Source organism: Chitinimonas koreensis (genome assembly GCF_014353015.1).
In the GTDB taxonomy this organism is placed as follows: Bacteria; Pseudomonadota; Gammaproteobacteria; order Burkholderiales; family Chitinimonadaceae; genus Chitinimonas; species Chitinimonas koreensis.
In genome coordinates this window covers 1,043,878-1,069,896 of record NZ_CP060704.1, presented here as the reverse complement: position 1 = coordinate 1,069,896, position 26,019 = coordinate 1,043,878, and the positions used below count along the sequence as shown (strand labels likewise).

The window sequence follows — 26,019 nt, the reverse complement described above, 5'->3', positions numbered from 1 at the left end:
GAATGGCCGTCGCGCTTCAGCCGTTCTGCGTGATCCCCGCCACCACCCAGCCATGGCGGCCGTCGCGCGGCTGCAGCAGGTGCCAGGTCTCGTCGAACGGGTCGGCGGCGCCGTCGGCGGTTTCGCGGATCAGGCCGTGGAAGCGCACGCTGGCCAGGTCGCGCTGCGGCTCGCGGCTGTAGTCGAGCAGATCGGCCTCGAGCGTCACCACGTCGGTATGGTTGCCGGCCTGGCCGCGCTCGCCGAGCTGCAGCTTGATCTCGGCGAACATCTCGGGCGAGGTGAAGCTGCGCAGGTCTTCCAGGTCGCCGGCATCGTAGGCGGCCTGCAGCCGCACGAAATTGAGCTTGGCGACGCGCAGGAAGGCTTCGGCGTCGACATCGGCCGGGAAGCCGGCCACCGCGACCGGCTCGGCGCCGGTGCTGGTGAACGGCGACTGCGGCTTGAACGGCGCGGGCGCCTTGTCGAGCGACGGGCCCGAATGGGAAGGCCGATCGAACGCAGGGGCCGGCTTGTCGAGCGACGGGCCGCCGGCGTACTGCAGCGGCCGCGGCGCAGCGGCCGCCGGCCGCAGCCGGCCCATGATCCAGCGGATCGCCACGAAAGCGACCAGGCCCAGCAGCAGCAGCATGACGAAATTGGCCATGCCCTCGCCCATGCCGAGGTGGGAGAACAGCGCAGCCAGGCCGATGCCGGCGGCGAGGCCGGCCAGCGGGCCGAGCCAGCTGCGTTTCTGGGTCGGTGCGGCGGCGGGCTGCTGCTGGCGCTGCGCCGGCTGGTCCGCTTGGCGCTGCGGTGCTTGCTTCGGCGCGACGTTGCGCTGCATGCCGGACGACTTGCCGCCGCCGAAGCGCTTGGCGTCGGCCTCGAGCGCGACCAGGCCGAAGCTGAAGCAAATCGCGAGCAGGGAGAGAAAGATTCGTTTCATACCGCTGTTTCCTGTGAGTGAGCCGGACCAGGCCGGCCGGGCCGCATGTCGACGATGCGGCGGCGCCTGTTCGGACCGGCATGCTCGCACAGGGTTCAACCGTGCCGGCAGTTTATTTGTACGGCAGTACCAGAGCGGCGATCGGGCGCGGCGCTTCGTAGGCGACAAGCGCGCACTCCTTCGGTACAAACGCGGCATCGACCGGAGCACCTGCCATGTCCCAACCCCTTTCCGTCGGCCTGGTCGGCTACGGCTACGCCGGCCGCACCTTCCACGCCCCGCTGATCGCCGCCACGCCAGGGCTCGGGCTGGCCGCCGTCGCCAGCAGCCAGGCCGCGGCGGTCGCCGCCGACTTCCCGGCCGCCCGGATCCATGCCACGCCCGAGGCGCTGTTCGCCGATCCCGGCATCGACCTGGTGGTGCTCGCCACCCCGAACGCCAGCCATGCCCCGCTCGCGCTGGCTGCGCTGGCGGCCGGCCGCCACGTGGTGGTCGACAAGCCGTTCACCGTCACGCTGGCCGAGGCCGAACGGCTCGAAGCCGCGGCCGCGGCGGCCGGCCGGCTGCTGTCGGTGTTCCACAACCGGCGCTGGGACAGCGATTTCCTGCTGGTCCGGCAAGCGATCGAAGCCGGCCGGCTCGGCCGCGTCACCGCCTTCGAATCGCGCTTCGACCGCTTCCGGCCGCAAGTGCGCCAGCGCTGGCGCGAATCGGCCGAGCCCGGCGGCGGCATCTGGTACGACCTCGGCCCGCACTTGGTCGACCAGGCGCTATGCCTGTTCGGCCTGCCGCAGGCGGTCAGCGCCGATCTCGCCGCGCGGCGCGACGGCGCCGAGGCCGACGACGACGCGCTGGTGACGCTGCACTACGCCGACCGACGCGTGCTGTTGATGGCGAGCTGCCTGGTGGCCGGCGGCGCGCCGCGCTTCCTGGTCCACGGCACCGCCGGCTCGCTGGAGATCCACGGCCTCGACGCGCAGGAAGACCAGCTCAAGCAGGGCCTGCGGCCCGGCGACGCCGGCTGGGCGCAGGAGACGCGCAGCGCCGTGCTGCACGGCGCCGGCGGCCGCAGCGCGCTGGCCCTGCCGGCCGGCGATTACGCGGCCTACTACGCCGGCGTGCGCGACGCCGTGCTCGGCCACGGTCCCAACCCGGTAGCGGCGGGCGAGGCGGTGGCGGTGATGCGGGTGCTGGCAGCGGCGCTCGGGAGCCAGCGCGAGGGGCGACGGGTCGAGCTGGGCTAGCCAATCGCCACTCGAACCTGCCAATCCGCACGAATGGAAAAGGCCGCCCTGAAGGCGGCCTTTCGTCGTTACGGTACCGACGAATCAGACGCCCGCGTCGTGCGCCTGCTGATCGGCGTGATAGGACGAACGCACCAGCGCGCCGACCGCGGCGTGGCGGAAGCCCATACGGTAGGCCTCTTCCTCGAAGAACTTGAAGCGCTCCGGCGTCACGTAGCGCAGCACCGGCAGGTGGCTGTTGGACGGCGCCAGGTATTGGCCGATGGTGATCATGTCGATGTCGTGGGCGCGCATGTCGCGCATCACTTCGAGGATCTCCTCGTCGGTCTCGCCCAGGCCCACCATGATGCCGCTCTTGGTCGCCACGGCCGGGTTCCTGGCCTTGTAGTCCTTCAGGAGCTTGAGCGAATGCAGGTAGTCCGAACCGGGCCGCGCCTGCTTGTACAGCCGCGGCACGGTTTCCAGGTTGTGGTTCATCACGTCCGGCGGCGTGGCGGTCATGATGTCGATGGCGATCTCGAGCCGGCCGCGGAAGTCGGGCACCAGCACCTCGATCTGGGTGCCGGGCGAGGCCTCGCGGGTGAGGCGAATGCAGTCGGCGAAATGCTGGGCGCCGCCGTCGCGCAGGTCGTCGCGGTCGACCGAGGTGATCACCACGTACTTGAGCCGCAGCGCGGCGATGGTCTCGGCCAGGTGCCTGGGCTCGTTCTCGTCGAGCGGGTTGGGCCGGCCGTGGCCGACGTCGCAGAACGGGCAACGGCGGGTGCAGATGTCGCCCATGATCATGAAGGTCGCGGTGCCCTTGCCGAAGCATTCGCCGATGTTGGGGCAGCTCGCCTCCTCGCACACCGTGTGCAGCTTCTGCTCGCGCAGGATGTTCTTGATCTCGTAGAAGCGGTTGCCGCTCGGCGCCCGCACGCGGATCCAGTCCGGTTTCTCCAGCGGCTTGTCGAGCGGAACGATCTTGATCGGGATGCGGGCGGTCTTGGCCTCGCCCTTGAGCTTGACGCCCTGTTCGGCGCGGGCGGGCGGAGTGGTGACGACGGGCGACGACATGCTTGGGGGCTCTTTCTTGATCTGGGCTGCCGGCTCAGACGGTGGCCGGCTTGGCGGTCAGCGCGTAGTCGGCCACCGAAGCGGTGCCGTCGAGCGCGAGCAAGGCGTTGATTTTAGCGGCCAAACGCGGCGCGAGCGAGGACGGGGTTTCCGCCAGGCCGAAATCGGCCAGCTGGGTGACCGCCAGACCCGCGTAGCCGCAGGGATTGATGTAGCCGAACGGGGCCAGGTCCATCGCCACGTTGAGCGCCAGGCCATGGTAGCTGCGGCCGTTGCGGATGCGCAGGCCGAGCGAGGCGATCTTGGCCTCGACGCCGTCGCGGACCACGTAGACGCCGGGTGCGTCGACCTTGCCGTAGGCGGCGAGGCCGAACTCGGCCAACAGGTCGACGATGGCCTGCTCGATGCGGCGGACGAACTCGCGCACGCCGAGCTTGCGCCGCGACAGGTCGACCAGCAGGTAGCCGACCAGCTGGCCCGGGCCGTGGTAGGTGACCTGGCCGCCGCGGTCGATCGGCACGATCGGGATGTCGGTGAGCTGCAGCACGTGCTCGGGCTTGCCGGCCTGGCCCTGGGTGAACACCGGCGGGTGTTCGAGCAGCCACAGCTCGTCCGGCGTGTCGGCGCCGCGCTCGGCGGTGAAGGCCTGCATCGCGCGCCAGGTCGGCTCGTAGTCGACCAGGCCGAGGTGTTTCACTTCCATGCGGCGCCTGCGCTCACAGTACGTACTTGACCATGGGGTGGCCGGTCACGGCACGGTAGATCTCGTCGAGCTGGGCCTGCGAGATCGCGGTCACCGTCACCGTCAGCGACACGTAGTTGCCGCCCGAGCTGACGCGCAGCTCGATGTCCTCGGCCACCAGGTCGGGCGCGTGCACGCGCACCACCTCGAAGATGGTCTGCGAGAAATCGTCGTGGCGCGCGCCCATCACCTTGATCGGGAAGCGCGCGGGGAATTCGATCAGGGGCTTGTCCTGGTCCTGGCTCATGCTTGTTCCTTTCCTGCCCGCATCACCTGGTTCTTGAAGTCCTGGTACAGCGCGTCGAGCCGCTGCGCCATGGGGCCGACGCGGCCGTCGCCGACCGGCCGGCCGTCGAGTTCGACGATGGCCAGCACTTCGCGCGTGCTGCTGGTCATCCACAGCTCGTCGGCGGCGCGGACCTCGGCTTCGCTCACCGGTCGCACTTCGAGCGGCACGCCGTTCGCGCGCGCCAGCTCGATCACCAGGTCGTAGGTGATGCCGGGCAGCATCAGGTTGGATTTGGGCGGGCAGGCCAGCACGCCGTCCCGCACCACGAAGATATTGCTGGCCGCGCCCTCGCTGAGGAAGCCGTCGCGAAACATCACGCACTCGGCGCAGCCGGCACGCCTGGCCGCCTCGCGCAGCAGCACGGTCGGCAGCAGGTTGAGCGACTTCACGTCGCAGCGCAGCCAGCGGAAGTCGGCATGGCTGATCGCCTTGACGCCGGCGGCCTTGAGCGCGGCCGGCGGGGTGACCAGCGCGGTCGGGTTGATCAGCACCGTCGGCGCGACGCCCTGCGGGAACGGGAAATCGCGCTCGCCGGCATCGCCGCGGGTGACGTGCAGGTAGACCGACTGGTCGTCGAAATCCTGCAGCCGGATCGCCTCGCGCACCAGCCGCGCCCATTCTGCGCGCGGATGCGGGTTGTCCAGGCCGATGGCGGCGAGGCTGGCCTCGAGCCGCGACAGGTGCTCGTCGAGCCGGAACGGATTGCGCGAATAGACCGGGATCACCTCGTAGACGCCGTCGCCGAACAGGCAACCGCGGTCGAGCGCGGAGACCTTGGCGTCCTCGCGCCGCATGAACTGGCCGTTGAGATAGAGCATGGCGATCCTTGCTGGGCGGCGCCGGGGCCTGCCGCGCCGGGTTCAGTCCGACAGCGGCTTCTGGAACAGCAGCGAGGTCTTGCTGCTGGCGTAGCCGATCCGCCGGTAGAAGCGGTGCGCCGCCTCACGTTGAATATTGGAGCGGAGCTGGACGATTTCCAGTCCGCGCGCACGGCCCCACGACTCGGCCGCGTCCATCAGCGCGGCGCCGAGGCCCTGGCCGCGCTGCGTGCCGGCGACGACCAGGCCCATCACCTCGAGGCGGCGCGGCGATTCGAGCGCCTCCCGTTCGGCGGCATGCAGCCAGGCGACCACCTGGCCGGCCCGCTCCGCCACCAGCAGCAGTTGATCGTCGCGCGGCAAGAGGCGCGCCAGCGTGCCGGCCATGGCCTCGGCCGACTTGGAGTAGCCGAGTTCGCCGGCGAGTTCCGCCAGCACCGCGGCATCGCCCGGCACGGCGGAGCGCAGTCGCACGGTCATGCTCAGCGGAACCACAGCTTGACGCTGTCGGCCAGGCGGCCGAACAGGCCGGCTTCCTCGACCGGCGCCAGCGCCTTGAGCGGCAGCTCGCCCAGCGCCTGGCCGTCGAGGCTCAGCGTGACCTTGCCGACCACCTGGCCGGCCTTGATCGGCGCCACCAGCGGCGCCTGCAGCGTGACCTGCTTCTGCAGCCGCGCCAGGCCGCCCTTGGCCAGCGTCAGAAACTGGTCGCGGTCGAAGCCGACGGCGACGCTGGCGGCCTGGCCCTTGTAGACCTGGGCCTGGCTCACCGGCTGGCGCGCGGCGTAGAGCCTGGAAGTATCGAAGAACTGCAGTCCGTAGCCGAGCAGGCGCGCGCTCTCGTTGGCGCGGGTGTTGTCCGAATCGGTGCCCAGCACCACGCTCAGCACGCGGCGGTCGGCCTCGTGCTTGCTGGCGACCAGGCAGTAGCCGGCGCTCTCGGTGTGGCCGGTCTTCATGCCGTCCACGCCGGCGTCGCGGTACAGCAGCTGGTTGCGGTTGGGCTGGGTGATGTTGTTGTAGCGGTACTCCTTCATCGAATAGATGGGGTAGTACTGCGGGTAGTCGCGGATGATCGCCGCGGCCAGGATGCCCAGGTCGCGCGCGGTGGTGTAGTGCTGCGCGTCCGGCAGGCCGGTCGAGTTCATGAAGTGGGTGTTCTTCATGCCGAGCCGCGCGGCCTGCTGGTTCATCATGCCGGCGAAGGTCTCCTCGCTGCCGGCGATCGCCTCGGCCAGCGTCACGCAGGCGTCGTTGCCGCTCTGCACGATCATGCCGCGGATCAGCTCGTCGACCGTGGCCGGCTTCTTCGGATCGAGGAACATGCGCGAGCCCTCGGTCTTCCAGCCCTTCTGCGACACGGTCAGTTGCTGGTTCGGCTTGATGCGGCCTTCCTGCAGCGCCTTGAAGGTCAGGTAGGCGGTCATCAGCTTGGTCAGCGAGGCCGGCTCGACGCGGGCGTCCGGATCCTTGGCGGCCAGCGTGGCGCCGCTCTTCACGTCGAGCAGCAGGTAGGCGCGGGCGGACAGTTCGGGGGCCGGCGGCACGGGCAAGGCGGCCGATACGTGGAGCGACAGCGCGGCCACGGCGGCGATCAGGATTTTTTTCATGCGGGAATGGAAGGCGGGGTGAGGCGAGAACGCGGGATTATAAAGCGAAATGACCGCTGCCAAACGCGGCGAGTCGGCCGGCTCCGCCGTTAGGAGCGGGCCGGCGCGGCAGAGTTCCCGCAGTGCAACAAATTGCCGCGGCCAGCGGCGGCCGCTCAGCCGGCGGCCGTGAAGCGCAGCTCGATCCGCCCGCCGTCGCCGTCGAGCCACAGCCGCCAGTCGCGCCGGCCCTGCACGCACAGCGGCAACAGCGCCTGGGCAGCCTGCTCGCCCGGCCCGGCCGGCTTCAGCGCGACCGCGATCGGCCCCATCTCCATGCCGGCCATGCCGAAACGCGCAGTCAGCGGCACATCCGTCCCCGTCACGCCGAGCCGGAACGGCCGCAGCGCCGACGGCGGCCGGTCGGCCTGCACCGTCCAGCTCCGGCCGGCATGCCGGAAGCGGCAGGCATGCGCCAGGTCGGCGCATTCGACCACCGTGGCCGCCGCCGGCTCGGCAGGCCGCAGCCACCAGCCGGCCGCCAGCAGGGCCAGCAGCACGGCGATCGCCAGGCCCAGGCCCGCCGCGCGCGTCATGCCCAGGCAGCGCGCAGCATGGCCACGCCCTGGCCGCCGGCGGCGCAGGCATCGGCCAGGTCGGCCGGCGCGAGGCCGCCGATGCCGTAGACCGGCAGCGGCCAGCCCTGGCCGACCAGCGCCGAGAAGCCGTCCCAGCCCAGCGGGGCGACGCCCGGATGGCTGAGCGAAGGCTTGATGGTGCCGAGCACCGCGTAATCCAGGCCCAACTCGCCGGCGCGGGCCAATTCCTCGGCGCCGTGCACCGACGCGCCGCACCAGCCCTCGGGCCGCTCGCCCAGTTTCATCAGCTCGCGCGCCGGCAGGTGCACGCCGTCGGCGCCGAGCTCGCCTGCCAGCCCGGGCGCGCCGTGCAGCAGCAGCCGCGCGCCGTGGCGGCGCACCTGCGCCAGCACGCGCGCCGCCAGCGCGGCATAGCCGGCCGGATCGAGCTGCGGCTCGCGCAGCACCAGCCAGCCCAGGCCGGCCTGCAACCGTTGTTCGAGCCGCTCGCGCCAAGCGTCTTCGCCGAGCTCGGCGACGTTGGAGAAGGCCAGCTCGGCCGGCAACTGCAGGCCACGCAGGATCGGCGTGTTGGCCGGCAGCACCGGCTCGACCGTCAGCGCGCCGGGCCGTTGCCAGGCGAAGGCCTGGCCCTCGTGCGGATGCGGCTCGCCGTCCCAGCCGGTGACCTTGAAGAAATTGAGCCGCACGCGCGCATGCGGATAGGTGAAGGTCTGCACCAGCCAGGGCTGGGCCGCGGTCACGCGGATGCCCATCTCCTCCTCCAGCTCGCGCCCGAGCGCAGCCAGCGCGGTCTCGCCGGCCTCGAGCTTGCCGCCGGGGAATTCCCACCAGCCGGCATAGGGCTTGCCCTCGGGGCGCGAGCCGAGCAGGAACTGGCCGTCCGGGCGGATCAGGATGCCGGCGGCGACGTGGGTGATCTTGGTTTCGGTCATGGCGGTGCGTGCGCCGGCCCACCGCCGGAAGACGATCGGCGGGCCGGCTTGGATTGGGGAAGCGGCGAAACTAACACGAAGCGTGCCCGCTCCACCAAAGGACCGTCTTCGATCCGATCAGGCCGAACCCGGCGTCCATCCCCGGTCCGAGCCGCAGGTCCTCATCTCTGCGCCGTCCGCCCATGCAAAAGAAGACCCCGGCAGGCACTGCCTCGGTCAGGACTCGCTTCGATCGATCGGGCCGCTGCATGCGCCCGGACCGCTTCGAACCCGCAGGCACGATTCCGGGCATATCCGATCCGGATTCCGCCGGGAGAGCCCACGGCCAGTGCCGATCAGCGATTGAAAAGCACGAATTCGCCCAGGCCCAACGGGCCGAAGTCGTCTCGTGCGATCGCCTCATCCAGCATCCGTTCGACCTGCGCATAGCGCGCTTCGTCGTAGCGGACCTGCTGCTCGGCAAGACGTATCGTCTCCGCGGCCGCGGCATCGCTGCGGCTGGCTTCGCCGAACAAGCGGATCGCGATATCGTGGTTGTCGCGGCTCATGCGCAGCCGGAAACCGAGCGTGCGGTCGCATTGGATGTAGTTCTCGTCCTGGCAGTACTGCATCGCGGCGCTGGACTGCGGCCCCAGGTCGTAGCCGCGCCGTACCGCCCGCTCGCGCAGCACCGCGGCAAGTGTCCAATGCATCAACATGCGCTCGTCGCGGTAATCGGCATGCAGCGGCTGCGGGGAGAGCCGACCGTAGCCGGGCGTGAATCGTTCCAGCAACGCTTTGCGCTCGATTTCCTGTTGCCGGATCGCTGCAAGGTCCGCAGCCGGTACGTAGAAGCCGGACCGAGCCAACGCCCACAAGGCCAGCGGATCGTCGCTCTTGAGCGCCTCGATCGCCAGCAGGCGGGCCTCCTGTTGCCAGGCGGTACGGTACGCGGGATCGGCCGGCGGGTCCGGTTGCCAAGCAAGCGACAACCGGGCCGGCAGCGACCCGAGTGCCGCCGCGCGACGCACGATATCGGTCCTGACCTTGAATACGTCGGCCAGTTCGACAAAGCCTTGGCAACGCGCCACATGCGGCTTGCGCATCCGTTCTACCAACTGCTGCCGCTTTTCTACCGACTGCTGAAGCTCGGGAGCCAGTTTGAGCAACTGGTTGCCATATTTATCGCGGCTCAACGCCTCGACCGATTTGCCGGCGCGCAGCCTCTCGGCGATCTCCCGGCAGACGTCGATGGCGGTCCAGGCGGCGTAGAGCTCCTCAGGCCGCGTGCCATTGCGGTAGCGAAGATGGACGGCGTACAGGTCCGGCGCATAGAACAAGGCCCGTACCGCAGGCGGCAGGTTCGATGCTGGAGCGGTCGCCGGTACCTGGGAGCCCGCTTCGATATCCCTCGATGCGACGGCCTGCACGGCCGGCACCGCAGCAGCGGCCGGCCGCAGCGGGAGCATTACGGATCGCTTCCCGCCGTACTTGAGCCAGCCATAGCCGGCGGCGGCCAACAGCAGCACGACCGCGAGGCCTGCCACCAACCGTTTCGATCTGGGTCTCATGTCCGTCTCCCGAGACAGTTGCGAATTGCCAGGCCACCGGCCCGAGCACGGACCGCGGTGCGGCGCATCAATAAAATGCGGCGCGACTGGCGGCTCGGCTTGATTTGGGGAAGCGGCGAAACTAACACGAAGGACGTCCGGACCGCCAAGGAGGCCGCCATGTTCGCCCGCCACGCCCTGCCCTTCCTCGCCGCCGCCGTGCTCGGCGCATCGCTCGTGCCGGCGCTGGCCGCCGACACGGTCAACCTGACCACCACCGACTACCCGCCCTATATGAGCGCCAGCCTGCCGCAGGGCGGCGTGATCGTGGCGATCGCGACCGAGGCCTTCAAGCGCGGCGGCTACACCGCCAAGGTCTCGGTGCTGCCGTGGGCGCGCGCGCTCGACGACGGCAAGGAAGGCCAGGCCGACGGCGTGATCGGCATCTGGCGCAACAAGGAACGCGAGCAGTGGTTCCTGTTCTCCGAGCCGCTGGGCTCGAACCAGATCGGCTTCTACAAGCGCAACGACAAGGCCATCGCCTACAAGTCGCTGGCGGACCTGAAGAACTACAGCATCGGCACCGTGCGCGGCTACGCCAATCCGCAGGCCTTCGAGGAGGCCAAGCTGCGCACCACCGAGGTGGTCGACGACAGCACCAACCTGCTCAAGCTCGGCGCCGGCCGGGTCGACCTGGTGCTGATCGACAAGGGCGTGGCGCGCCACCTGCTCGATACCTCGGCCGCCGCGGCCAAGGGCCAGGTCGGCTGGATCGAGCCGGCGGTCGACAAGCTGCCGCTCTACGTGGCGATCTCGCGCAAGGCGCCGGACCACGACAAGAAGCTCAAGGCGCTGAACCAGGGGCTGGAGGCGATGCAGAAGGACGGCACGCTGGCGAAGATGGCGAGCCAGGCCGGGATCTGAGGCCGGCGCTTCTCCGCGGCGGCGGCATCGCTGCCGCCGTGGCTTCAATGACGACGGGCAGCCGGATCGCTCCGGGTGCCCGTCCGTATTGACGTCCGGCGCAGCGCCGGCGAATTCAGGCCTACGCCTAGATCAGCCGTTCCCCGAGGCCGAGCGGGCCGAAATCGCCGCGTTCGATCGCTTCGTCCAGCATCCGCTTCAGCTGCGCATGGCGCGCGTCCTCGTCGCGCGCCTGCTGGTCGACGGCGCGCAGCACCTCCGCCACCGCCGCATCGCTGTGGCCAGCCGCCTTGAAGCGGCGGATGGCCAGGTCGCGGTCGCCGAGGTCGAGACGCTGCCGCAGGCCGCGCGCATCGCCGCATTGCACATAGCTGTGCCGCTCGCAATACAGCATCGCGGCGCTGGATCGCGGGCCGAGGTCGTAACCGCCCTGCACCGCCCGTTCGCGCAGCACGGCGGCGAAGGCCTGCTGCACCAGTGCGCGCTCGCTGCGGTAGTCGGCATCCTGGCGCGGCGCGAAGGCCGCGCCCATGCCGGGCACCAGCCGGTCCAGCAGCGCCAGCCGGTCCTTTTCCTGCTGCCGGACCACAGCGTAGTCCAGCGCCGGCACGAAGCCGCCGTTGTGCTCGGCCAGCGTCCACAGCGCCAGCGGGTCGCCGCCGCTAAGCGCCTCGGCCGCCAGCCGGCGGAAATCCTGTTGCCAGGCGGCGAAGCGCTCGGGATCGCGCTTGGGGTTCGGCGGCCGCGACAGCGACAGCCGCGCCGGCAGCGAACCGAGCGCGGCGGCGCGGCGGATCAGCTCGGCCCGCACCCTGCCGGCATCGGCCAGTTCGACGAAGCCGCGGCAGCGCGCCAGATGCGGCGCGCGCAGGCGCTCCATCGCCTGCTGCAGCTTCGGCTCCTCGTGGTAGGTCGGCCGCTCGCCGTCCGGATCGCGGGTCAGCGCATCGGCCGACTTGCCGGCGCGCAGGCCTTTGGCCATCCGCCCGCAGACGTCGATGGCGCGCCAGGCGGCGTAGAGTTCCTCCGGCTTGCCGCTGTCGCGGTAGCGCAGGTGGACGGCGTACAGGTCCGGCGCGTGGAACAGCGCCTGCACCGCCGGCGGCAGCTTCGAAGACGGCGCATCGGTCGGGACTGCGGCCCCCGCGCCGACATCCGCCGAAGCGATTGGCGCCGGCACGGCTGCCGAAGCCGCGGCCGCCGATGCCTGCGGACCCACGGCGGCCACCGCAACGCCATCGCCCTTGAACCAGCCGTAGCCGATCCCCGCGACCAGGGCCAGCGCGGCGCCGATCGCCAGGCGCTTCAGCACCGGCATCAGGCCTGCCGCCCGGCCCAGTCGCGGGCGAACTGCCAGGCCACCCGGCCCGAGCGCGAGCCGCGGCCCAGCGCCCAGTTGAGCGCGGCGCGCTCGGTCGCCTCGTTCCAAGCGCTCAGGCCGAATTCGGCCAGCCAATGACGCGCGGCGGCCAGGTACTCGTCCTGGCTGAACGGGTAGAAGCTCAGCCACAGGCCGAAACGCTCGGACAGGCTGATCTTCTCCTCGACGCTGTCGGCCGGATGGATCTCGCCGTCGACGTGGCGGGTGCGGGCGTTCTCGTCGAAATACTCGGGCAGCAGGTGGCGGCGATTCGAGGTCGCGTAGATCAGCACGTTGCCGCTCTGGGCCGAGACGCTGCCGTCGAGCACCGACTTGAGCGCCTTGTAGCCGCCCTCGCCCTCCTCGAAGCTCAGGTCGTCGCAGAACACGATGAATTTCTCGGGCCGCGGCGCCAAGAGCGCGACCAGGTCGGCCAGTTCGTGCAGCTCGTCCTTGTCGACCTCGACCAGGCGCAGGCCGCGGTCCATGTATTCGTTGAGCACCGCCTTCACCAGCGACGACTTGCCGGTGCCGCGCGCACCGGTCAGCAGCACGTTGTTGGCCAGCCGGCCCTCGACGAACTGGCGCGTGTTGCGGTCGATCTCGGCCTTCTGCGGTTCGACGTTCTGCAGGTCGCAGAGGCGGATGCGGTGCGGCTGGTGGACGGCCTCGAGCCAGCCGGCCGCGACGCCGAGCACCGAGCGCTTGCGCCAGCGGAAGGCGGGCGCGGTCCAGTCGGGTTGGCGGTCGAGTGGAGGCAGCAGGGCGTCGAGGCGTTGCAGCAGGGATTCGAGCGTGGACATGGAATCAAATCAGGTCAGCAAGGTATGGGTGGCGAGACGGGTCGCGCGGCGATCGAAGGTCCAGGTCGCGGCGCAGCCGGCCTCGCGGTTGATACAGCCGATCAGGGCGTCGGCGAAGTCGGCATTGTGGCGGATGGCATCGGCCAACGCGGCCTCGATCAGGTCGTCGCGTTCGATCTCGAGCAGCGCCACATTGAGCAGCGCGTCGATCGCTTCGGCGACCCGGCCGCGGTCGTAGCCGTAGGAACGGCTCAGCACCCAGGCAAATTCGGCCAGCACCAACAGATTGCAGTACATCGGCTCGCCGCGCGCGATGGCATCCGCCAGCAGACGCTTGGCCGTGCGGGTCTGCGCTTCATCGTCGACGACCAGGAGACGCAGCAGCACATTGGTGTCGAGGCCGATCATTCGTCTTACCTGCCGCGGTCGATGCCAATCTCGGCATCCATCTGCTCGAGCGTCTTCGGCCCGCTCGGCGGGGAGCCCAGCATGCCGGCCAGGTCGAGGATCGAGCGATTCTTGACGCGCATCACCACCCGCCCATCGGGCAGCACGGTGAAGACCAGCTTGGTGCCGGGCTCGATGCCGAGCCGCTCGCGCAGCTCGGCCGGGATGGTGGTCTGGCCCTTGCTCGTCACGGTGGCGGTGTACATGGCGACTCCTTACGAAGTGAGCATACGTAAGGAATTAGATACCCCGACACGCTGTAGTGCAATACCGCCGCCCACGATCAGCGCTGCACGATCTGATTCACGATCACCAAAGAGCGGCGGCGAGGGCGGGGGAGTCGGGATGAAACAGGGAAAGCCGCAGCCCGGGCCCAAGCCTCCTATGAACGCCCGGCTCCGCCGGGTGCCGCACCGAAGACTGAGCCGACATCGATAGCAGTGCGAATCACAAGGCTTTCACCATCTGCTGGCTGATCGCGCCATAGCCGAGCGCCTCGTACAGGCCGCGTGCGCCGGCATTGCCGACGAACACGTTGAGCGCCAGCTGGCGCGCGCCGAGCGTCCGCGCTTCCGCCTCGAAGGCCGCCATCGCGGCGCGGCCCAGGCCGCGGCCGCGCCAAGCCGGCTCGATCAGGATGTCGAACAGGTAGGCCTCGTCGGCCACCAGGCTGTACCACAGCCGGCCGATCACCGCGCCGTCGCACACCACCTCGCGGTAATGGTCGCCGGCCTCGGCCGTCCTGGGCAGGCGCCCACGCATCTGCGCTTCGCGCTCGTCGCGCGAGGCCGCGGTCCAGCGGCCATGGCGCACCGCCTCGTCGGCGAACTCGGCCACGCTGACGCCGCGCAGCCGCTCGACCTCCTCCGGCGCCATCGGCCGCAGCTCGACCATGCTCATGTGCGGTAGTCCGCGTTGATCTTGACGTAGTCGTAAGAGAAATCGCAGGTCCACACCGTGGCCGCCGTCTCGCCGCGGTTCAGCAGCACGCGGATCAGGATCTCGGCCTTGGCCATCACGCGCTGGCCGTCTTCCTCGCGGTAGGCCGGGTTGCGGCCGCCGCCGGTGGCGACCAGCACGTCGTCGAGGTAGAGGTCGAGCTTGTCGACGTCGAGATCGTCGATGCCGGCGTAGCCGATCGCAGCCAGGATGCGGCCCAGGTTGGGGTCGGAAGCGAAGAAGGCGGTCTTCACCAGCGGCGAGCGGCCGATCGCGTAGCCGACCGCCTTGCATTCGCTCTCGTCGCGGCCGCCCTCGACCTGCACGGTCATGAACTTGGTGGCGCCCTCGCCGTCGCGCACGATGGCCTGGGCCAGTTCCTGCGCCACCGCGGTCACCGCGTCGCGCAGCGCCAGGTAGTCGGCGCCGTCGGCGTCGAGGATGGCGTCGCCGGTCTGGCCGCTGGCGACCAGCATGAAGCTGTCGTTGGTCGAGGTGTCGCCGTCGATGGTGATGCAGTTGAACGAGCGGTCGGCCGCGTGCTTGACGATGGCCTGCAGCAAGGGCTGGGCCACGATCGCGTCGGTGGCGACGTAGCCGAGCATGGTGGCCATGTTCGGGTGGATCATGCCGGCGCCCTTGGCGATGCCGGTCACGGTGACGGTGGCGCCGCCGATGGCGACCTGGCGGCTGGCGGCCTTGGCCACCGTGTCGGTGGTCATGATCGCCTCGGCCGCCTCGGCCCAGTTGGCCGGCGCCAGCGCGGCGACCGCGGCCGGCAGCGCGGCGACGATCTTGTCGACCGGCAAGGGCTCGAGGATCACGCCGGTCGAGAACGGCAGGATCGCCTCGCGCGGCGCATCGAGCAGGCCGGCCAGCGCATCGCACACCGCCTGGGCGCGCCGGCGGCCGTCGAGGCCGGTGCCGGCGTTGGCATTGCCGGTGTTGACCACCAGCGCGCGCGGCTGGGCGGCGGCCAGGTGCTCGCGGCACAGCTGCACCGGGGCGGCGCAGAAGCGGTTCCGGGTGAACACGCCGGCCACGCGGGCGCCGTCCGCCAGCTTCATCACCAGCACGTCCTTGCGGCCCGGTCGCTTGATGCCGGCCGAGGCGATGCCGAGCGTCACGCCGGGCACGGCGTGCAGGGTGGAAGGATCGGGAGCGGCGAGATTCACGGGCATGGCGGTCGTCCTGTTTTCTTGGGCGAGGAAGGGCGCGATTTGTTGCGCTGCGGAAAGCCGGGATTTTAATCCGCCCAGCGGCCGGGCCAGGCAAAAAGAATTGTTGCGGCGAACGGCTGCGGGGGCCGCGCCGGCGCAGCGGCTATCCACATTTGCCGGCGGCTCTGGGATCATGCGCGCCTACCCCAGCCCGCGAGCATTCCATGTTCTCTCCCGACACCTACCGCGCCCGCCGCGCCGAACTCGCCCAGAAGGTGGGTTCCGGCCTGATCCTGCTGATCGGCAACGTCGACAGCCCGTTCAACTACACCGACAACATCTACCCGTTCCGGCAGGATTCGAGCTTCCTCTACTTCTTCGGCCTCGACCTGCCCGGCCTCGCCGCGCTGATCGACGCCGACAGCGGCGAAGCCGTGCTGTTCGGCGACGACGGCGGGCTCGACAGCATCGTCTGGACCGGCCCGCTGCCGACGCTGGCCGAACAGGCGGCCGAGGTCGCGGTCGCGCGCACCGAGGGCCTCGCCGCGCTGGCCGGCGCGATCGCCGCCGCGCGCGGCCAGGGCCGCAGCGTGCACTACCTGCCGCCCTACCGCGGCGAGCAGCGCATCCAGCTGGCCGCGCTGCTCGACCAGCCGGTGGCGGCGATCGACGCCGGCGCATCCGATGCGCTGGCGCGCGCGGTGATCGAGCTGCGCGCGGTCAAGTCGGCGGCCGAGATCGCCGAGATGGAGAACGCGCTCGAGATCGCCTACCGCATGCACCTCCTGGCGCTGCGCTCGGCCCGGCCGGGCGTGCGCGAGCAGGAGATCGTCGGCCTGATGCAGGGCCTGGCCGCGAGCCAGGGCCGGGCGCTGGCCTACAACATCATCTTCAGCCGCGACGGCCACATCCTGCACAACCATGGCCACGGCCATGTGCTGAAGTCGGGCGACCTGGTGGTCAACGACGCCGGCGCCGAGAGCCCGCTGCACTACGCCAGCGACATCACCCGCACCATCCCGGTCGGCGGCCGCTTCAACGAGCGGCAGAAGGTGGTCTACCAGGCGGTGCTCGACGCCCAGCTGGCCGCCATCGCCGCGATGAAGCCGGGCGTGCCCTACCGCGAAGTGCACGACCTGGCCGCGCGGGTGCTGGTCGAGGGCCTGGCGCCGCTCGGGCTGTTCCGCGGCGACGCCGCCGAGGTGGTGGCCAGCGGCGCCTATGCGCTGGTGTTCCCGCACGGCCTGGGCCACCTGATCGGGCTCGACGTGCACGACCTGGAAGGCCTCGGCGAGGACCGCGTCGGCTACGGCGAAGGCGTGACGCGCAGCGCCGACTTCGGCCGCCGCTCGCTGCGGCTGGGCCGTCCGCTGCGCGAGGGCTGGGTGGTGACGGTGGAACCGGGCGCCTACTTCATCCCGGCGCTGATCGAGCGCTGGGAAGCCGAAGGCCGCCATGCCGGCCAGATCGACTACGCGGTGGCGCGCCAGTTCGCCGATTTCGGCGGCATCCGCATCGAGGACGACGTGCTGGTGACGGCCGACGGCGCCCGCGTGCTGGGCAAGCCGATCCCCAAGACCATCGCCGAGGTCGAGGCGCTGGCGAGCGCCTGAAGCCAGGCTGTCTCGAGCCTGTCGGTACGATCGGAAAAGCTTTACCGCGGAGGACGCCGAGGACGCAGCGGGGCAGACCCATTGCGCGCCCTTCCTCCGCGTCCTCGGCGTCCTCCGCGGCGAAAGCCGTAGGTCGGGAATGATTCCCGGCCTGTTCAGCCGCCTCAATTGGTCTTGTAGTACACCGCCCGGTACTGCCCGCCCGCCCCGATCAGCGCGAAGGTATAGCTGCCGCCGGCCGCCAGCGTATCGGTGGTCAGCGCCGCCAGCGCCGTGCCGCCGCTGCTGAACGACAGCGGATAGGCCAGCGCCTCGAGGCTGTCGAGCGCGGTGGCCGCGCCGCCGCCCAGCGCGCTGACCAGCGGCTGGTAGTTGACCACCACGTCGGCGCCGGCCACGTCGGCCGCGGCGTTGACGAAGCGGCCGCGCACCTGGGTGCTCGACACCGGCAGGTTGGCGTCCTCCAGCAGCAGCGCCGAGGCCGCGCCAGCCGTGCCGCGCAGGAACACCGAGTAGTCGCGGCCGGCCGCCAGCGCGGCGTCGAGCGTGGTGAACAGCGCGCCGCCGCTCTCGTCGCCGAAGCCGAGCGTGCGCGAGCCGGCCGCGACGATCGCGTAATTGGTCACGCCGGCGAACGGCACGCTCTGGTAGATCGTGGCGCCGTCGACCGCCACCCGCGCCGCCGCCACGTCGGGCGTGCCCTGCACCACCCGCAGCCGGCTCAGCGTATTGGGCAGCGCCTCGGCGCTGTCGTCGTCGTAGCGCATGCGCATCACCGTCGGCAGCACCGCGCTGCCGGACGAGTACAGCACCAGCGTGCTGGCGCTCTTGGCGCCGAAGTTGACGGTGCGGTCGTACACCACCGTCTTGGTACCGGCGGTGGTCAGCCGCACGCGCCAGTCGCCGGCGGCCAGCTCGCCGCTGTAGCTGGTCAGCGAACCGGAAGCCGCGGCGTAGAGCGTCGGCGTGAGGCCGGCGATGTCGTCGCCGGCGGCGGTGAGGTAGAGGTCGTAGCCCGGCAGCTGCGAGCCGGCCATCAGCGTGCGCACCACGAACTTGCCGTCGGTCACGCTCTGCGAGCCCTCGCCGACGATGCTGTAGGACAGCTTGCTGCCGCTGCCGTACAGGTAGACGGTGTGATGGCCGCCCTGGTCGGTCGCCAGGCTGAAGCTGCCGAGCTGGCTGCCGGCGGCGCTGTTCACCTCGACCGTGTAGGTCGCCCACGGATTGTCCTGGTAGCGGGTCGCCGTGCCGAAGCCGACGTCGCTGAACTTCTCGCTGTCGTTCAGCAGCACGTCGACCGTGGCCTGGTCGGGCAGCAGGTTCACCACGCGGATATTGGGGTGGATGCTGTCGCCGTCGTCACCCTTCACATTGCAGCCCGCCAGCCCCAGCAGCGCCGCGCCCAGCCCCAGCACGCCCGCCGTCCATCGCCACCCACGCCTTTGCATACCCGATCCCTCGCTCGAAACATCGCCCGCCAGCCGGGCGAAACGGAGCGAGCTTGGGCGGCGCGCGTTGGCCAAGTGTGTCGGGGATGCGAGGGATCGGTAAAAACGGTTAGCGATTTGTGACGCGGCGCGGCCGGATGGCATGTCCGGAGGATATGCCCCTCGCCGCCTGGCGATCCGCCGTACGAATGGCCGGCCGGATTTGAGCGGTAGGTCGGACTTCAGTCCGACAGCGATCCCGGCCTGCGGCGCCGTCGGACCGGAGTCCGACCTCCGGCAGCCAGATCTCGTAGGAGCGGCTTCAGCCGCGAATGGCCGGGATTCCACGATGGCCATTCGCGGCTGAAGCCGCTCCTACGCAAACGACAGCGGCAAGCGAGATGCCCTAGCGCGCCCGCGCGATCGCCTTGCGATACAGCTCGAGATACTGCGCCGCCGGCCCGTCCCAGCCGAAGCGCTGGCGCATCGCGCTGCGGCGCACCTCGCGCCAGCGCACCGGGTCGGCGTGCAGCGCGTAGGCGCGGCGCACCGCGGCGTCGAAGTCGGCCTGTTCGAAGCGCTCGAACACGAAGCCGGTCGCCGTGCCGTCGGCCAGGTTCTCCAGGCTGCAGTCGGCCACCGTATCGGCCAGGCCGCCGGTGCGGCGCACCAGCGGCAGCGTGCCGTAGCGCAGGCCGTAGAGCTGGGTCAGGCCGCACGGTTCGAACCGCGACGGCACCAGCGCCACGTCGCAGCCGCCGAAGATGCGGTGGCTCAGCGCCTCGTCGAAGCCGAGCCGCACCGCCACCCGCTCGGGCATGGCGGCGGCCAGCGTGCGGAAGCCCGCTTCGAGCGCCGGATCGCCGCTGCCCAGCACCACCAGCTGGCCGCCGCCGGCCAGCAGCGCCTCGGCGCCGGCCAGCACCAGGTTCAGGCCCTTCTGCTCGGTCAGCCGGCTGACCACGCCGAACAGCAGCGCGCCGGGCTCGGCAGCGAGGCCCAGCTCGGCCTGCAGCGCCGATTTGCAGCGCGCCTTGCCGGCCGGCTTGTCCTCGTCGTAGGGCGCCGCCAGCGCGGCATCGGTGGCCGGGTTCCACTGCGCTTCGTCGACGCCGTTGAGCACCCCGCTCAGGGTCTTGGCCCGGCCGGCCAGCAGGCCGCCCAGGCCGCAGCCGTGCTCGGCGGTCTGGATCTCGCGCGCATAGCTCGGACTGACCGTGGCGAGCTGGTCGCTGTAATAGAGGCCGGCCTTGATGAAGCTGACCTGGCCGTGGAACTCGAGGCCATTCATCTGCATGAAGCCGGGCGGCAGGTCCAGCTCGCCGAAGCAGGCCGCCGGGAACACGCCCTGGTAGGCCAGGTTGTGCACGGTGAACACCGTGGCCGGCACCTCGCGGCCGCTGACCATGGCGAACTGGCGCAGATAGGCCGGCGCCAGGCCCGCGTGCCAGTCGTGGCCGTGCAGCACCTCGGGCAGCCAGTCGTCGGCGAAGCCCTCGGCCACCTGCGCCGCCACCCGGCCCAAGAGGGCGAAGCGGCGATGGTTGTCGGCATAGGGCTGCTGCTGCGCGTCGGCATAGGGATTGCCGTCGCGCGCATACAGCATCGGCGCGTCGATCACGTAGGCCGGCACGCCGTTGGGCAGGCGGCCCTGCCACAGCACGATCGGGCCGGGGCCGAACTTGGGCGGCAGCGTGCCGACCGGCCGCGCGTCCAGGAGGCCGGCGCGGATGCCGGGAAAGCCCGGCAGCAGCACCCGCGCGTCGGCGCCGGCCGCCCGCTGCGCCGCCGGCAGCGCGCCGACCACGTCGGCCAGGCCGCCGGTCTTGAGCAGGGGGAAGCATTCGGCGGCGACGTGGAGGATCTTCATGGACATGTCGGCAAGGCTCTCGATCGGAAAAGGACGGCAATCATTGCGGCTCGCCCAGCTCGCGGCGCCATCGCTCGAACTGGCTGGCGCGCGCCTCGCTGGCCGCGGCGCGGCAGAACGCCACGTTCATGCCGTGGATCGAGCCGCCGATGCTGCGGTGGGTCTGGTAGGCGCAGTCGAGGTCGCGCAGCTTGAGCCAGGCCTGCTGCGCCGCCTTGAGCCGCGCCTGGCCGGCCGCGTCGAGCTCGCCGCGCAAGGCCGCGTACTCGCGGTTCAACCGCTGATCGGCCCGGCCGTAGGCCTCGCCGGCGCACTGGTTGAGATCGAACTGGCTGGTGGCGTTCGGGCAGGGGTCGTCCGCCGCGGCCGCGCCGGCCGCCAGCGCCGCCGCCAGGATGCAGGCGGCCGCCCTCATGGCTGCAGCCCCGCCAGCATCTCGCGGGTGATCAGCACCACGCCGCCCTCGCTGCGGTAGAAGCGCTTGGCGTCCTGCTCGGCATCCTCGCCGACCACCAGGCCGGGCGGGATCTTGCAGCCGCGGTCGATCACCACCTTGCTGAGCCGCGCGCCGGCGCCGACGTCGACGTCGGGCAGGATCACGGTCTGGTCGATCACGCAGTGCGGATGCACGCGCACCTTGTTGAACAGCACCGACGAGGTCACCTGGGCGACCGAGACGATGCAGCCGGCCGAGATGATGGTGTTGTAGACGCGGTGCTCGCCGCCGGCGTCCTGCACGAACTTGGCCGGCGGCAGCTGCTCCTGGTAGGTCCAGATCGGCCAGTTGCGGTCGTACAGGTCGAGCTCGGGCGTGATCGAGGCGAGGTCGAGGTTGGCCGCCCAGTAGGCGTCGATGGTGCCGACGTCGCGCCAGTAGGGGCTGGCGTGCGGATAGCTGGAGACGCAGGACAGCGAGAACGGGTGCGCCACCGCGCGGCCCTGGCTCACCGCCTTGGGGATCAGGTTCTTGCCGAAATCGTGCTCGCTGGCCTCGTCGAGGATGTCCTCCTCCAGGAGGCGGTACAGGTAGTCGGCGTCGAACACGTAGATGCCCATGCTGGCCAGCGCCTGGTCCGGCCGGCCCGGCATCGGCGGCGGATCGGCCGGCTTCTCGACGAAGTCGACGATCTTGCGCCGGTCGTCGACCGCCATCACGCCGAAGGCGCTGGCCTCGGCCAGCGGCACCTCGATGCAGGCGACCGTGACGCCGCCCTTGACGCCGAGCTGCTCGAGCGACTGGACGTGGTCCAGCAGCATGCGCGCGTAGTCCATCTTGTAGATGTGGTCGCCGGCCAGGATCACGATGTACTCGGGCCGGTAGCCGCGCACGATGTCGAGGTTCTGGTAGACCGCGTCGGCGGTGCCGCGGTACCAGCTGTCCTCGTCGATGCGCTGCTGGGCGGGCAGCAGGTCGATGAACTCGCCCATCTCCGAGCGGAACATCGCCCAGCCGCGCTGCAGGTGACGCAGCAGCGAGTGCGACTTGTACTGGGTGACCACGCCGATGCGGCGGATGCCGGAATTGAGGCAGTTGGACAGCGCGAAGTCGACGATGCGGAACTTGCCGCCGAAATACACGGCCGGCTTGGCGCGCTTGTCGGTGAGCTGCTTGAGCCGGCTGCCGCGGCCGCCGGCCAGGACCAGCGCGATGCTGCGGCGAGGCAGTTGGCGCGCGATGATCAGGTCATCCATTCTTGTTGCTCCCTCTTTGCCATGTGCTTGGGTCGGGCGACGGGCGCCCGGATCGGTTCTTGGATTCCAGCGCATGCCATGAAATCGAGTGACGAACAGGCTGCCGATTCAGATCACTCACGAGCGTCAGCGAGGCTTCCCCGCGGCGGCGGGGACGGGCGGGGTGGATCGAATCAGGGCAAGCCGGTGTCTCGGCCCGCCCCTGCGGCTAGCGCCCGGGTTTCCCAGGCACCTGCGCAGCAACCATCCACACTCGAACGCCAATGATTTCATAACAGGCTCTGCAGATTGCGCCAGTAGTCGACCTCGGTGAGCGGGTGGCCCGTGAGATCGTCGGTGGTGCGGCGCGCGCCACCGGCGGCGAACCCGGCGCGCTCGTAGCAGCGCCGGGCCCGCGTGTTCGCTTCGATGCACCACAGCCCCATGCGCTGCGCGCCGTCGCCGCGGGCCGCATCGAGCCCTGCCGCGATCAGCGCCTGGCCGAGGCCGCGGCCCCAGGCCGCGGGCGCCAGGTTCAGCGCGCACAGCTCGGCCACCGCCGCCGCGGTGTCGAAGCGCGGCGTGCCGATGATGATGAAACCCTGCATCGCCCCGTCGAGTTCCCCGGCCAGCACGCGAAACGCCGGCCCCGGCGCCGCCAGCCGGCTGCGCAATCCGTCGAGCCGCGCCCCGGCCTCCATCGCGTCGAGGTAGTCGTCCGGCATCACGCCGCGGTAGGCCGCCTGCCAGGCGGCGACGCGGATGCGGCCGACCGCCTCGGCGTCGTCCGGCCGCGCCGGCCGCACCCGGCAGCCCGGCGGCAGTTCGAAGGCATCGAGCGAGACGGCGAGGCGGCCTGGCATCAGGTCACCACGTCGGCGGCGCTGCGGCCGGTCAGCCCGGCGATGTCGGCCAGCTCGGCCGCCGCGGCGATCGGGCGCGCCAGCGCGGCCTGGGTCTCGACGCCGTGCTCGGCCGCATCGGCCGCGTAGCGTTCGAGGTAGACGCGCAGCGTGGCGCCCTCGGTGCCGGTGCCCGACAGCCGGAACACCGCGCGCGCGCCGCCTTCGAATTCGACCCGGATGCCCTGGCGCTGCGATACCGAGCCGTCGACCGGGTCGGTATAGGCGAAGTCGTCGGCCAGCATCACCGCCATGCCCTGCACCGCGCTGCCGGGCAGGCCGGCCAGCTGGCCGCGCAGCCGCGCCATCACCGCGTCGCCGGCTTCGTTGGGCAGGCCCTCGTAGTCGTGGCGCGAATAGAAGTGGCGGCCGAAGCGCGCCCAGTGCGCGCGCACGATCTCGCCGACCGGCTGCCGCCGCGCCGCCACCAGGTTGAGCCAGGCCAGCGCCGCCCAGACGCCGTCCTTCTCGCGCACGTGGTCGGCGCCGGTGCCGTAGCTCTCCTCGCCGCACAGCGCGATGCGGCCGGCGTCGAGCAGGTTGCCGAAGAATTTCCAGCCGGTCGGGGTCTCGTAGCAGTCGAACTTCAGCGCCGCCGCCACCGCGTCGACCGCGCGCGAGGTCGGCATCGAGCGCGCCACGCCGGCGAGGCCGTGGCGGAACTGCGGCAGCAGCGCGGCATTGGCGGCCAGCACCGCCAGGCTGTCCGACGGCGTCACCACGAAGTCGCGGCCCAGGATCATGTTGCGGTCGGCGTCGCCGTCGAAGGCGGCGGCGAAATCGGCCGCGCCGGCGCCGTGCATGGCGGCCACCAGCTCGGTGCAGTAGACCGGGTTCGGATCGGGATGGCCGCCGCCGAAATCGGCCTGCGGCGCGGCATTGCGCACGCTGCCCAGCGGCGCGCCCAAGAGGTCTTCGAACAGGTGCACCGCGTAGGGGCCGCCGACCGCGTGCAGCGCGTCGAGCCGCACGCGGTGGCCGGCACGCAGCCAGTCGCGGATCGCGTCGAAGTCGACCAGCGTCTGCATCAGCGCCGCATAGTCGGCCACCGGGTCGATCACCTCGACGCGCAGGCCGTCCAGATCGCTGGCGCCGAGCCGGGCCAGGTCGATCTCGCCGGCGTCGCTGGCGCGGTACTCGGCCAGCTTCAGCGTCTCGGCATGGATCGCCTCGGTCAGTTTCTCGGGCGCTGGCCCGCCGTTGGCGGCGTTGAACTTGATGCCGAAGTCGCCGTCGGGCCCGCCCGGATTGTGCGAGGCCGACAGCACGATGGCGCCGACCGCGCCGTATTTGCGGATCAGGTGCGAGGCGGCCGGCGTCGACAGGAGGCCGTGGCGGCCGACCAGCACGCGCGCCACGCCGTTGCCGGCGGCCATGCGCAGGATGGTGTGGATCGCCGCGTCGTTGTGGTAGCGACCGTCGCCGCCGACCACCAGGAGGCCGCCGCGCAGCTCGGGCACCGCGTTGAAGATGGCCTGGACGAAATTCTCGAGGTAGCCGGGCTGCTGGAACACGGCCACCTTCTTGCGCAAGCCGGAGGTGCCGGGTTTCTGGCCGGGAATCGGCACGGTGGGATGGATCTGGACGGTCATGATCGGCTCGGGAACGGTTCGCGGCGGAGTCCGGGCCGGGCGGTGCGGGTCCGCCTTCGGCTGGGCGTTTCAACCGTTATATCTCATGTGCCGGCGAAATTTGCACGCGGCTTGCGTCGCGTCGCGGCCGGGCGTGGCGCAAGCGCTTGTCGAATCAGCAAAACCGCTTTGGATTTTTGTCGGCAGAGTGGCGTGTTCTGCTTGGTACAGCGCCTTATGTAGTCGCTGAGGCCGTGTTACAGCGCCGTCTTGGCGCAACGCATGGCGCGTTTTCGCATGCGTCAGGTACATCGGAGCGGTCGCTGCTGCATGGGGTCTACGCCCCCCCCTCTCCCGGGGGAGAGGGGCTTAAAACCATGGCGCTGACTAGTCCATTCAGCGAGACCAACCTACGGCCGGCTTGCTACCGACGCTCAATCCGCAATCACCGCCACCACCGGCGCATGATCGCTCGGCCGCTCGGCGCGGCGCGGTTCGCGGTCGATCTCGCAGGCGGTGCAGGCGGCCGCCAGCGGCGCCGACAGCAGCACGTGGTCGATGCGCAGGCCGGCATTGCGGCGGAAGCCGGCGGCGCGGTAGTCCCACCAGCTGAAGCTCTTCTCTTCCTGCTCGAACAGCCGGAAGCTGTCCATCAGCCCCGCCTCGAGCAGCAGCCGGAAGCGCTCGCGCTCGGGCGGGCTGACCAGCACGTTGCCCTCCCAGGCCTTCGGGTCGTGCACATCGCGGTCTTCCGGCGCGATGTTGTAGTCGCCGACCAGGGCCAGCCGCGGATGGCGTTCGAGCTCGGCCTTGACGTAGGCGATCAGCGCGTCGAGCCAGGCCAGCTTGTACGGGTACTTCTCGGAATCGAGCGCCTGGCCGTTGACCACGTAGGCGCCGATCACCCGCACGCCGCCGACGGTGGCGGCGATCACCCGCTTCTGCGGATCGTCGAAATTGGGCAGGTTGTACTGCACGTCTTCCAGCGGCAGGCGCGACAGCAGCGCCACGCCGTTGTAGGTCTTCTGGCCGGTGAAGGCGACGTGCAGGCCGGCCGCCTCGAGCTCGGCGCGCGGGAACGCATGATCCTCGAGCTTGGTTTCCTGCAGGGCCAGCACCGTGAGCTCGGGCCGGGCGGCGAGCCAGTCGAGCACCTGCGGCAGGCGGACTTTCAGCGAATTGACGTTCCAGGTGGCGATTTGCATGGCTGTGTTGACCGGTCGGGTTGGAGGTTCGACGGGCGGCCGCATGCGCGCGGCCGCCGTCCCGCCGCGAGCATGCCGCCGAAGACGCGATCGGTAAACCCGCAACCGGCCTCAGCCCTGCGCCAGCCGCCAGATCGCGGCCGCCGCCAGCGCCGCCGGCACGGCGAACACCAGCAGCAGGATCGGCAATTCCTCGCGCAGGCCGTAGCCGGCGTGGTGGACGCCGACCCACAGATTGGCCACCGATACCGCCAGCCACACCGGCAGGAACAGCTTGGCCGCCAGCGCCATCGCCGCCGCATCGTTGCCCCACAGCTTGCCGAACAGCAGGAACAGCCCCAGCAGCACCGTGCCGCCGACGATCACCAACAACACATGCATGTCGATCCCCCTCC

General features: G+C 70.6%; 27 protein-coding genes. 3 read left to right on the top strand and 24 right to left on the bottom strand.

The window, feature by feature from the left end:
- Positions 1 to 16: 16 nt before the first annotated feature.
- Complete coding sequence (locus tag H9L41_RS04510; RefSeq protein ID WP_028445496.1) at positions 17 to 928, bottom strand: Tim44 domain-containing protein; 912 nt, start codon at positions 926 to 928, stop codon at positions 17 to 19.
- Between the two features lie 215 nt (positions 929 to 1,143).
- On the opposite strand from H9L41_RS04510, the gene H9L41_RS04505 reads away from it, so the two are divergent.
- A complete protein-coding gene (locus H9L41_RS04505; RefSeq protein WP_028445495.1) occupies positions 1,144 to 2,172 on the top strand; it encodes an oxidoreductase in 1,029 nt (342 codons plus the stop codon).
- A gap of 84 nt (positions 2,173 to 2,256) precedes the next feature.
- On the opposite strand, the gene lipA is transcribed toward H9L41_RS04505, so the two are convergent.
- From lipA to H9L41_RS04460, 9 genes are all read right to left on the bottom strand, one after another.
- Positions 2,257 to 3,228, bottom strand: a complete 972-nt coding sequence (gene lipA / locus H9L41_RS04500) for a lipoyl synthase (protein WP_028445494.1) — start codon at positions 3,226 to 3,228, stop codon at positions 2,257 to 2,259.
- A gap of 34 nt (positions 3,229 to 3,262) precedes the next feature.
- Positions 3,263 to 3,931 (bottom strand): lipoyl(octanoyl) transferase LipB, encoded by a 669-nt coding sequence (gene lipB / locus H9L41_RS04495; protein WP_028445493.1) that lies wholly within the window; start codon positions 3,929 to 3,931, stop codon positions 3,263 to 3,265.
- A gap of 13 nt (positions 3,932 to 3,944) precedes the next feature.
- Positions 3,945 to 4,217, bottom strand: coding sequence for an HP0495 family protein (locus H9L41_RS04490; protein WP_028445492.1), 273 nt, complete (start codon positions 4,215 to 4,217; stop codon positions 3,945 to 3,947).
- Positions 4,214 to 5,077: a D-amino acid aminotransferase gene (locus H9L41_RS04485; RefSeq protein ID WP_034606463.1), complete on the bottom strand. Its 864-nt coding sequence runs from the start codon at positions 5,075 to 5,077 to the stop codon at positions 4,214 to 4,216. Before H9L41_RS04485 ends, H9L41_RS04490 begins: the two co-directional genes overlap by 4 nt.
- Positions 5,078 to 5,119: 42 nt before the next feature.
- A complete protein-coding gene (locus H9L41_RS04480) occupies positions 5,120 to 5,551 on the bottom strand; it encodes a GNAT family N-acetyltransferase (RefSeq protein ID WP_028445490.1) in 432 nt (143 codons plus the stop codon).
- 8 nt (positions 5,552 to 5,559) lie between these two features.
- A complete protein-coding gene (locus H9L41_RS04475; protein WP_028445489.1) occupies positions 5,560 to 6,687 on the bottom strand; it encodes a D-alanyl-D-alanine carboxypeptidase family protein in 1,128 nt (375 codons plus the stop codon).
- 155 nt (positions 6,688 to 6,842) lie between these two features.
- Positions 6,843 to 7,262: a hypothetical protein gene (locus H9L41_RS04470; RefSeq protein WP_028445488.1), complete on the bottom strand. Its 420-nt coding sequence runs from the start codon at positions 7,260 to 7,262 to the stop codon at positions 6,843 to 6,845.
- Positions 7,259 to 8,200 carry a Nudix family hydrolase gene (locus H9L41_RS04465; RefSeq protein WP_028445487.1) on the bottom strand — a complete coding sequence of 314 codons (942 nt, stop codon included), beginning with the start codon at positions 8,198 to 8,200 and terminating at the stop codon, positions 7,259 to 7,261. Before H9L41_RS04465 ends, H9L41_RS04470 begins: the two co-directional genes overlap by 4 nt.
- 335 nt (positions 8,201 to 8,535) lie before the next feature.
- Complete coding sequence (locus tag H9L41_RS04460) at positions 8,536 to 9,750, bottom strand: hypothetical protein (RefSeq protein WP_169730155.1); 1,215 nt, start codon at positions 9,748 to 9,750, stop codon at positions 8,536 to 8,538.
- Positions 9,751 to 9,909: 159 nt separating this feature from the next.
- Here H9L41_RS04460 and H9L41_RS04455 point away from each other — a divergent pair, with 159 nt between their 5' ends.
- Entirely contained in the window at positions 9,910 to 10,653 is a 744-nt protein-coding gene (locus H9L41_RS04455; RefSeq protein ID WP_034606459.1) for a substrate-binding periplasmic protein, read from the top strand.
- Positions 10,654 to 10,780: 127 nt separating this feature from the next.
- On the opposite strand, the gene H9L41_RS04450 is transcribed toward H9L41_RS04455, so the two are convergent.
- From H9L41_RS04450 to argJ, 6 genes are all read right to left on the bottom strand, one after another.
- Positions 10,781 to 11,971, bottom strand: coding sequence for a hypothetical protein (locus H9L41_RS04450; protein WP_028445484.1), 1,191 nt, complete (start codon positions 11,969 to 11,971; stop codon positions 10,781 to 10,783).
- On the bottom strand, positions 11,971 to 12,816 hold the full coding sequence (locus H9L41_RS04445; protein WP_028445483.1) for an ATP-binding protein: 846 nt from the start codon (positions 12,814 to 12,816) through the stop codon (positions 11,971 to 11,973). Before H9L41_RS04445 ends, H9L41_RS04450 begins: the two co-directional genes overlap by 1 nt.
- A 9-nt stretch (positions 12,817 to 12,825) precedes the next feature.
- Positions 12,826 to 13,224: a type II toxin-antitoxin system VapC family toxin gene (locus H9L41_RS04440; protein ID WP_028445482.1), complete on the bottom strand. Its 399-nt coding sequence runs from the start codon at positions 13,222 to 13,224 to the stop codon at positions 12,826 to 12,828.
- Positions 13,225 to 13,229: 5 nt separating this feature from the next.
- A complete protein-coding gene (locus tag H9L41_RS04435; RefSeq protein ID WP_028445481.1) occupies positions 13,230 to 13,469 on the bottom strand; it encodes an AbrB/MazE/SpoVT family DNA-binding domain-containing protein in 240 nt (79 codons plus the stop codon).
- Between the two features lie 241 nt (positions 13,470 to 13,710).
- Positions 13,711 to 14,163 (bottom strand): GNAT family N-acetyltransferase, encoded by a 453-nt coding sequence (locus H9L41_RS04430; RefSeq protein ID WP_084300032.1) that lies wholly within the window; start codon positions 14,161 to 14,163, stop codon positions 13,711 to 13,713.
- Complete coding sequence (gene argJ / locus H9L41_RS04425; RefSeq protein ID WP_028445480.1) at positions 14,160 to 15,383, bottom strand: bifunctional glutamate N-acetyltransferase/amino-acid acetyltransferase ArgJ; 1,224 nt, start codon at positions 15,381 to 15,383, stop codon at positions 14,160 to 14,162. The genes H9L41_RS04430 and argJ overlap by 4 nt, the downstream gene beginning before the upstream one ends.
- Before the next feature lie 203 nt (positions 15,384 to 15,586).
- Here argJ and H9L41_RS04420 point away from each other — a divergent pair, with 203 nt between their 5' ends.
- Positions 15,587 to 16,975: an aminopeptidase P family protein gene (locus tag H9L41_RS04420; RefSeq protein ID WP_028445479.1), complete on the top strand. Its 1,389-nt coding sequence runs from the start codon at positions 15,587 to 15,589 to the stop codon at positions 16,973 to 16,975.
- A gap of 164 nt (positions 16,976 to 17,139) precedes the next feature.
- On the opposite strand, the gene H9L41_RS04415 is transcribed toward H9L41_RS04420, so the two are convergent.
- The 8 genes from H9L41_RS04415 to H9L41_RS04380 all read right to left on the bottom strand — a co-directional run bounded on the left by H9L41_RS04415 (position 17,140) and on the right by H9L41_RS04380 (position 26,005).
- Positions 17,140 to 18,393: a DUF4397 domain-containing protein gene (locus H9L41_RS04415; protein ID WP_034606457.1), complete on the bottom strand. Its 1,254-nt coding sequence runs from the start codon at positions 18,391 to 18,393 to the stop codon at positions 17,140 to 17,142.
- A 418-nt stretch (positions 18,394 to 18,811) separates the two neighbouring features.
- The gene (gene glgA, locus H9L41_RS04410) at positions 18,812 to 20,275 is read right to left on the bottom strand and encodes a glycogen synthase GlgA (protein WP_028445478.1); all 1,464 of its coding nucleotides are present in this window, start codon (positions 20,273 to 20,275) and stop codon (positions 18,812 to 18,814) included.
- 40 nt (positions 20,276 to 20,315) lie between these two features.
- The gene (locus H9L41_RS04405) at positions 20,316 to 20,690 is read right to left on the bottom strand and encodes a lysozyme inhibitor LprI family protein (RefSeq protein WP_028445477.1); all 375 of its coding nucleotides are present in this window, start codon (positions 20,688 to 20,690) and stop codon (positions 20,316 to 20,318) included.
- Entirely contained in the window at positions 20,687 to 21,967 is a 1,281-nt protein-coding gene (glgC, locus tag H9L41_RS04400) for a glucose-1-phosphate adenylyltransferase (RefSeq protein ID WP_028445476.1), read from the bottom strand. Before glgC ends, H9L41_RS04405 begins: the two co-directional genes overlap by 4 nt.
- Before the next feature lie 269 nt (positions 21,968 to 22,236).
- Positions 22,237 to 22,809, bottom strand: a complete 573-nt coding sequence (locus tag H9L41_RS04395; RefSeq protein ID WP_051318855.1) for a GNAT family N-acetyltransferase — start codon at positions 22,807 to 22,809, stop codon at positions 22,237 to 22,239.
- Positions 22,809 to 24,440, bottom strand: coding sequence for an alpha-D-glucose phosphate-specific phosphoglucomutase (locus tag H9L41_RS04390; RefSeq protein ID WP_028445474.1), 1,632 nt, complete (start codon positions 24,438 to 24,440; stop codon positions 22,809 to 22,811). The genes H9L41_RS04395 and H9L41_RS04390 overlap by 1 nt, the downstream gene beginning before the upstream one ends.
- A gap of 413 nt (positions 24,441 to 24,853) precedes the next feature.
- Positions 24,854 to 25,624, bottom strand: a complete 771-nt coding sequence (locus H9L41_RS04385; protein ID WP_028445473.1) for an exodeoxyribonuclease III — start codon at positions 25,622 to 25,624, stop codon at positions 24,854 to 24,856.
- 111 nt (positions 25,625 to 25,735) lie between these two features.
- The gene (locus H9L41_RS04380) at positions 25,736 to 26,005 is read right to left on the bottom strand and encodes a hypothetical protein (protein WP_028445472.1); all 270 of its coding nucleotides are present in this window, start codon (positions 26,003 to 26,005) and stop codon (positions 25,736 to 25,738) included.
- Positions 26,006 to 26,019 lie beyond the last annotated feature (14 nt).

What these genes read in the sequence shown, in the direction of transcription:
- H9L41_RS04510 (WP_028445496.1), bottom strand. Translation starts at nt 928, where the DNA reads ATGAAACGAATCTTTCTCTCCCTGCTCGCGATTTGCTTCAGCTTCGGC.
- H9L41_RS04505 (WP_028445495.1), top strand. Translation starts at nt 1,144, where the DNA reads ATGTCCCAACCCCTTTCCGTCGGCCTGGTCGGCTACGGCTACGCCGGC.
- lipA (WP_028445494.1), bottom strand. Translation starts at nt 3,228, where the DNA reads ATGTCGTCGCCCGTCGTCACCACTCCGCCCGCCCGCGCCGAACAGGGC.
- lipB (WP_028445493.1), bottom strand. Translation starts at nt 3,931, where the DNA reads ATGGAAGTGAAACACCTCGGCCTGGTCGACTACGAGCCGACCTGGCGC.
- H9L41_RS04490 (WP_028445492.1), bottom strand. Translation starts at nt 4,217, where the DNA reads ATGAGCCAGGACCAGGACAAGCCCCTGATCGAATTCCCCGCGCGCTTC.
- H9L41_RS04485 (WP_034606463.1), bottom strand. Translation starts at nt 5,077, where the DNA reads ATGCTCTATCTCAACGGCCAGTTCATGCGGCGCGAGGACGCCAAGGTC.
- H9L41_RS04475 (WP_028445489.1), bottom strand. Translation starts at nt 6,687, where the DNA reads ATGAAAAAAATCCTGATCGCCGCCGTGGCCGCGCTGTCGCTCCACGTA.
- H9L41_RS04470 (WP_028445488.1), bottom strand. Translation starts at nt 7,262, where the DNA reads ATGACGCGCGCGGCGGGCCTGGGCCTGGCGATCGCCGTGCTGCTGGCC.
- H9L41_RS04465 (WP_028445487.1), bottom strand. Translation starts at nt 8,200, where the DNA reads ATGACCGAAACCAAGATCACCCACGTCGCCGCCGGCATCCTGATCCGC.
- H9L41_RS04460 (WP_169730155.1), bottom strand. Translation starts at nt 9,750, where the DNA reads ATGAGACCCAGATCGAAACGGTTGGTGGCAGGCCTCGCGGTCGTGCTG.
- H9L41_RS04455 (WP_034606459.1), top strand. Translation starts at nt 9,910, where the DNA reads ATGTTCGCCCGCCACGCCCTGCCCTTCCTCGCCGCCGCCGTGCTCGGC.
- H9L41_RS04450 (WP_028445484.1), bottom strand. Translation starts at nt 11,971, where the DNA reads ATGCCGGTGCTGAAGCGCCTGGCGATCGGCGCCGCGCTGGCCCTGGTC.
- H9L41_RS04445 (WP_028445483.1), bottom strand. Translation starts at nt 12,816, where the DNA reads ATGTCCACGCTCGAATCCCTGCTGCAACGCCTCGACGCCCTGCTGCCT.
- H9L41_RS04440 (WP_028445482.1), bottom strand. Translation starts at nt 13,224, where the DNA reads ATGATCGGCCTCGACACCAATGTGCTGCTGCGTCTCCTGGTCGTCGAC.
- H9L41_RS04435 (WP_028445481.1), bottom strand. Translation starts at nt 13,469, where the DNA reads ATGTACACCGCCACCGTGACGAGCAAGGGCCAGACCACCATCCCGGCC.
- H9L41_RS04430 (WP_084300032.1), bottom strand. Translation starts at nt 14,163, where the DNA reads ATGAGCATGGTCGAGCTGCGGCCGATGGCGCCGGAGGAGGTCGAGCGG.
- argJ (WP_028445480.1), bottom strand. Translation starts at nt 15,383, where the DNA reads ATGCCCGTGAATCTCGCCGCTCCCGATCCTTCCACCCTGCACGCCGTG.
- H9L41_RS04420 (WP_028445479.1), top strand. Translation starts at nt 15,587, where the DNA reads ATGTTCTCTCCCGACACCTACCGCGCCCGCCGCGCCGAACTCGCCCAG.
- glgA (WP_028445478.1), bottom strand. Translation starts at nt 20,275, where the DNA reads ATGAAGATCCTCCACGTCGCCGCCGAATGCTTCCCCCTGCTCAAGACC.
- H9L41_RS04405 (WP_028445477.1), bottom strand. Translation starts at nt 20,690, where the DNA reads ATGAGGGCGGCCGCCTGCATCCTGGCGGCGGCGCTGGCGGCCGGCGCG.
- glgC (WP_028445476.1), bottom strand. Translation starts at nt 21,967, where the DNA reads ATGGATGACCTGATCATCGCGCGCCAACTGCCTCGCCGCAGCATCGCG.
- H9L41_RS04395 (WP_051318855.1), bottom strand. Translation starts at nt 22,809, where the DNA reads ATGCCAGGCCGCCTCGCCGTCTCGCTCGATGCCTTCGAACTGCCGCCG.
- H9L41_RS04390 (WP_028445474.1), bottom strand. Translation starts at nt 24,440, where the DNA reads ATGACCGTCCAGATCCATCCCACCGTGCCGATTCCCGGCCAGAAACCC.
- H9L41_RS04385 (WP_028445473.1), bottom strand. Translation starts at nt 25,624, where the DNA reads ATGCAAATCGCCACCTGGAACGTCAATTCGCTGAAAGTCCGCCTGCCG.
- H9L41_RS04380 (WP_028445472.1), bottom strand. Translation starts at nt 26,005, where the DNA reads ATGCATGTGTTGTTGGTGATCGTCGGCGGCACGGTGCTGCTGGGGCTG.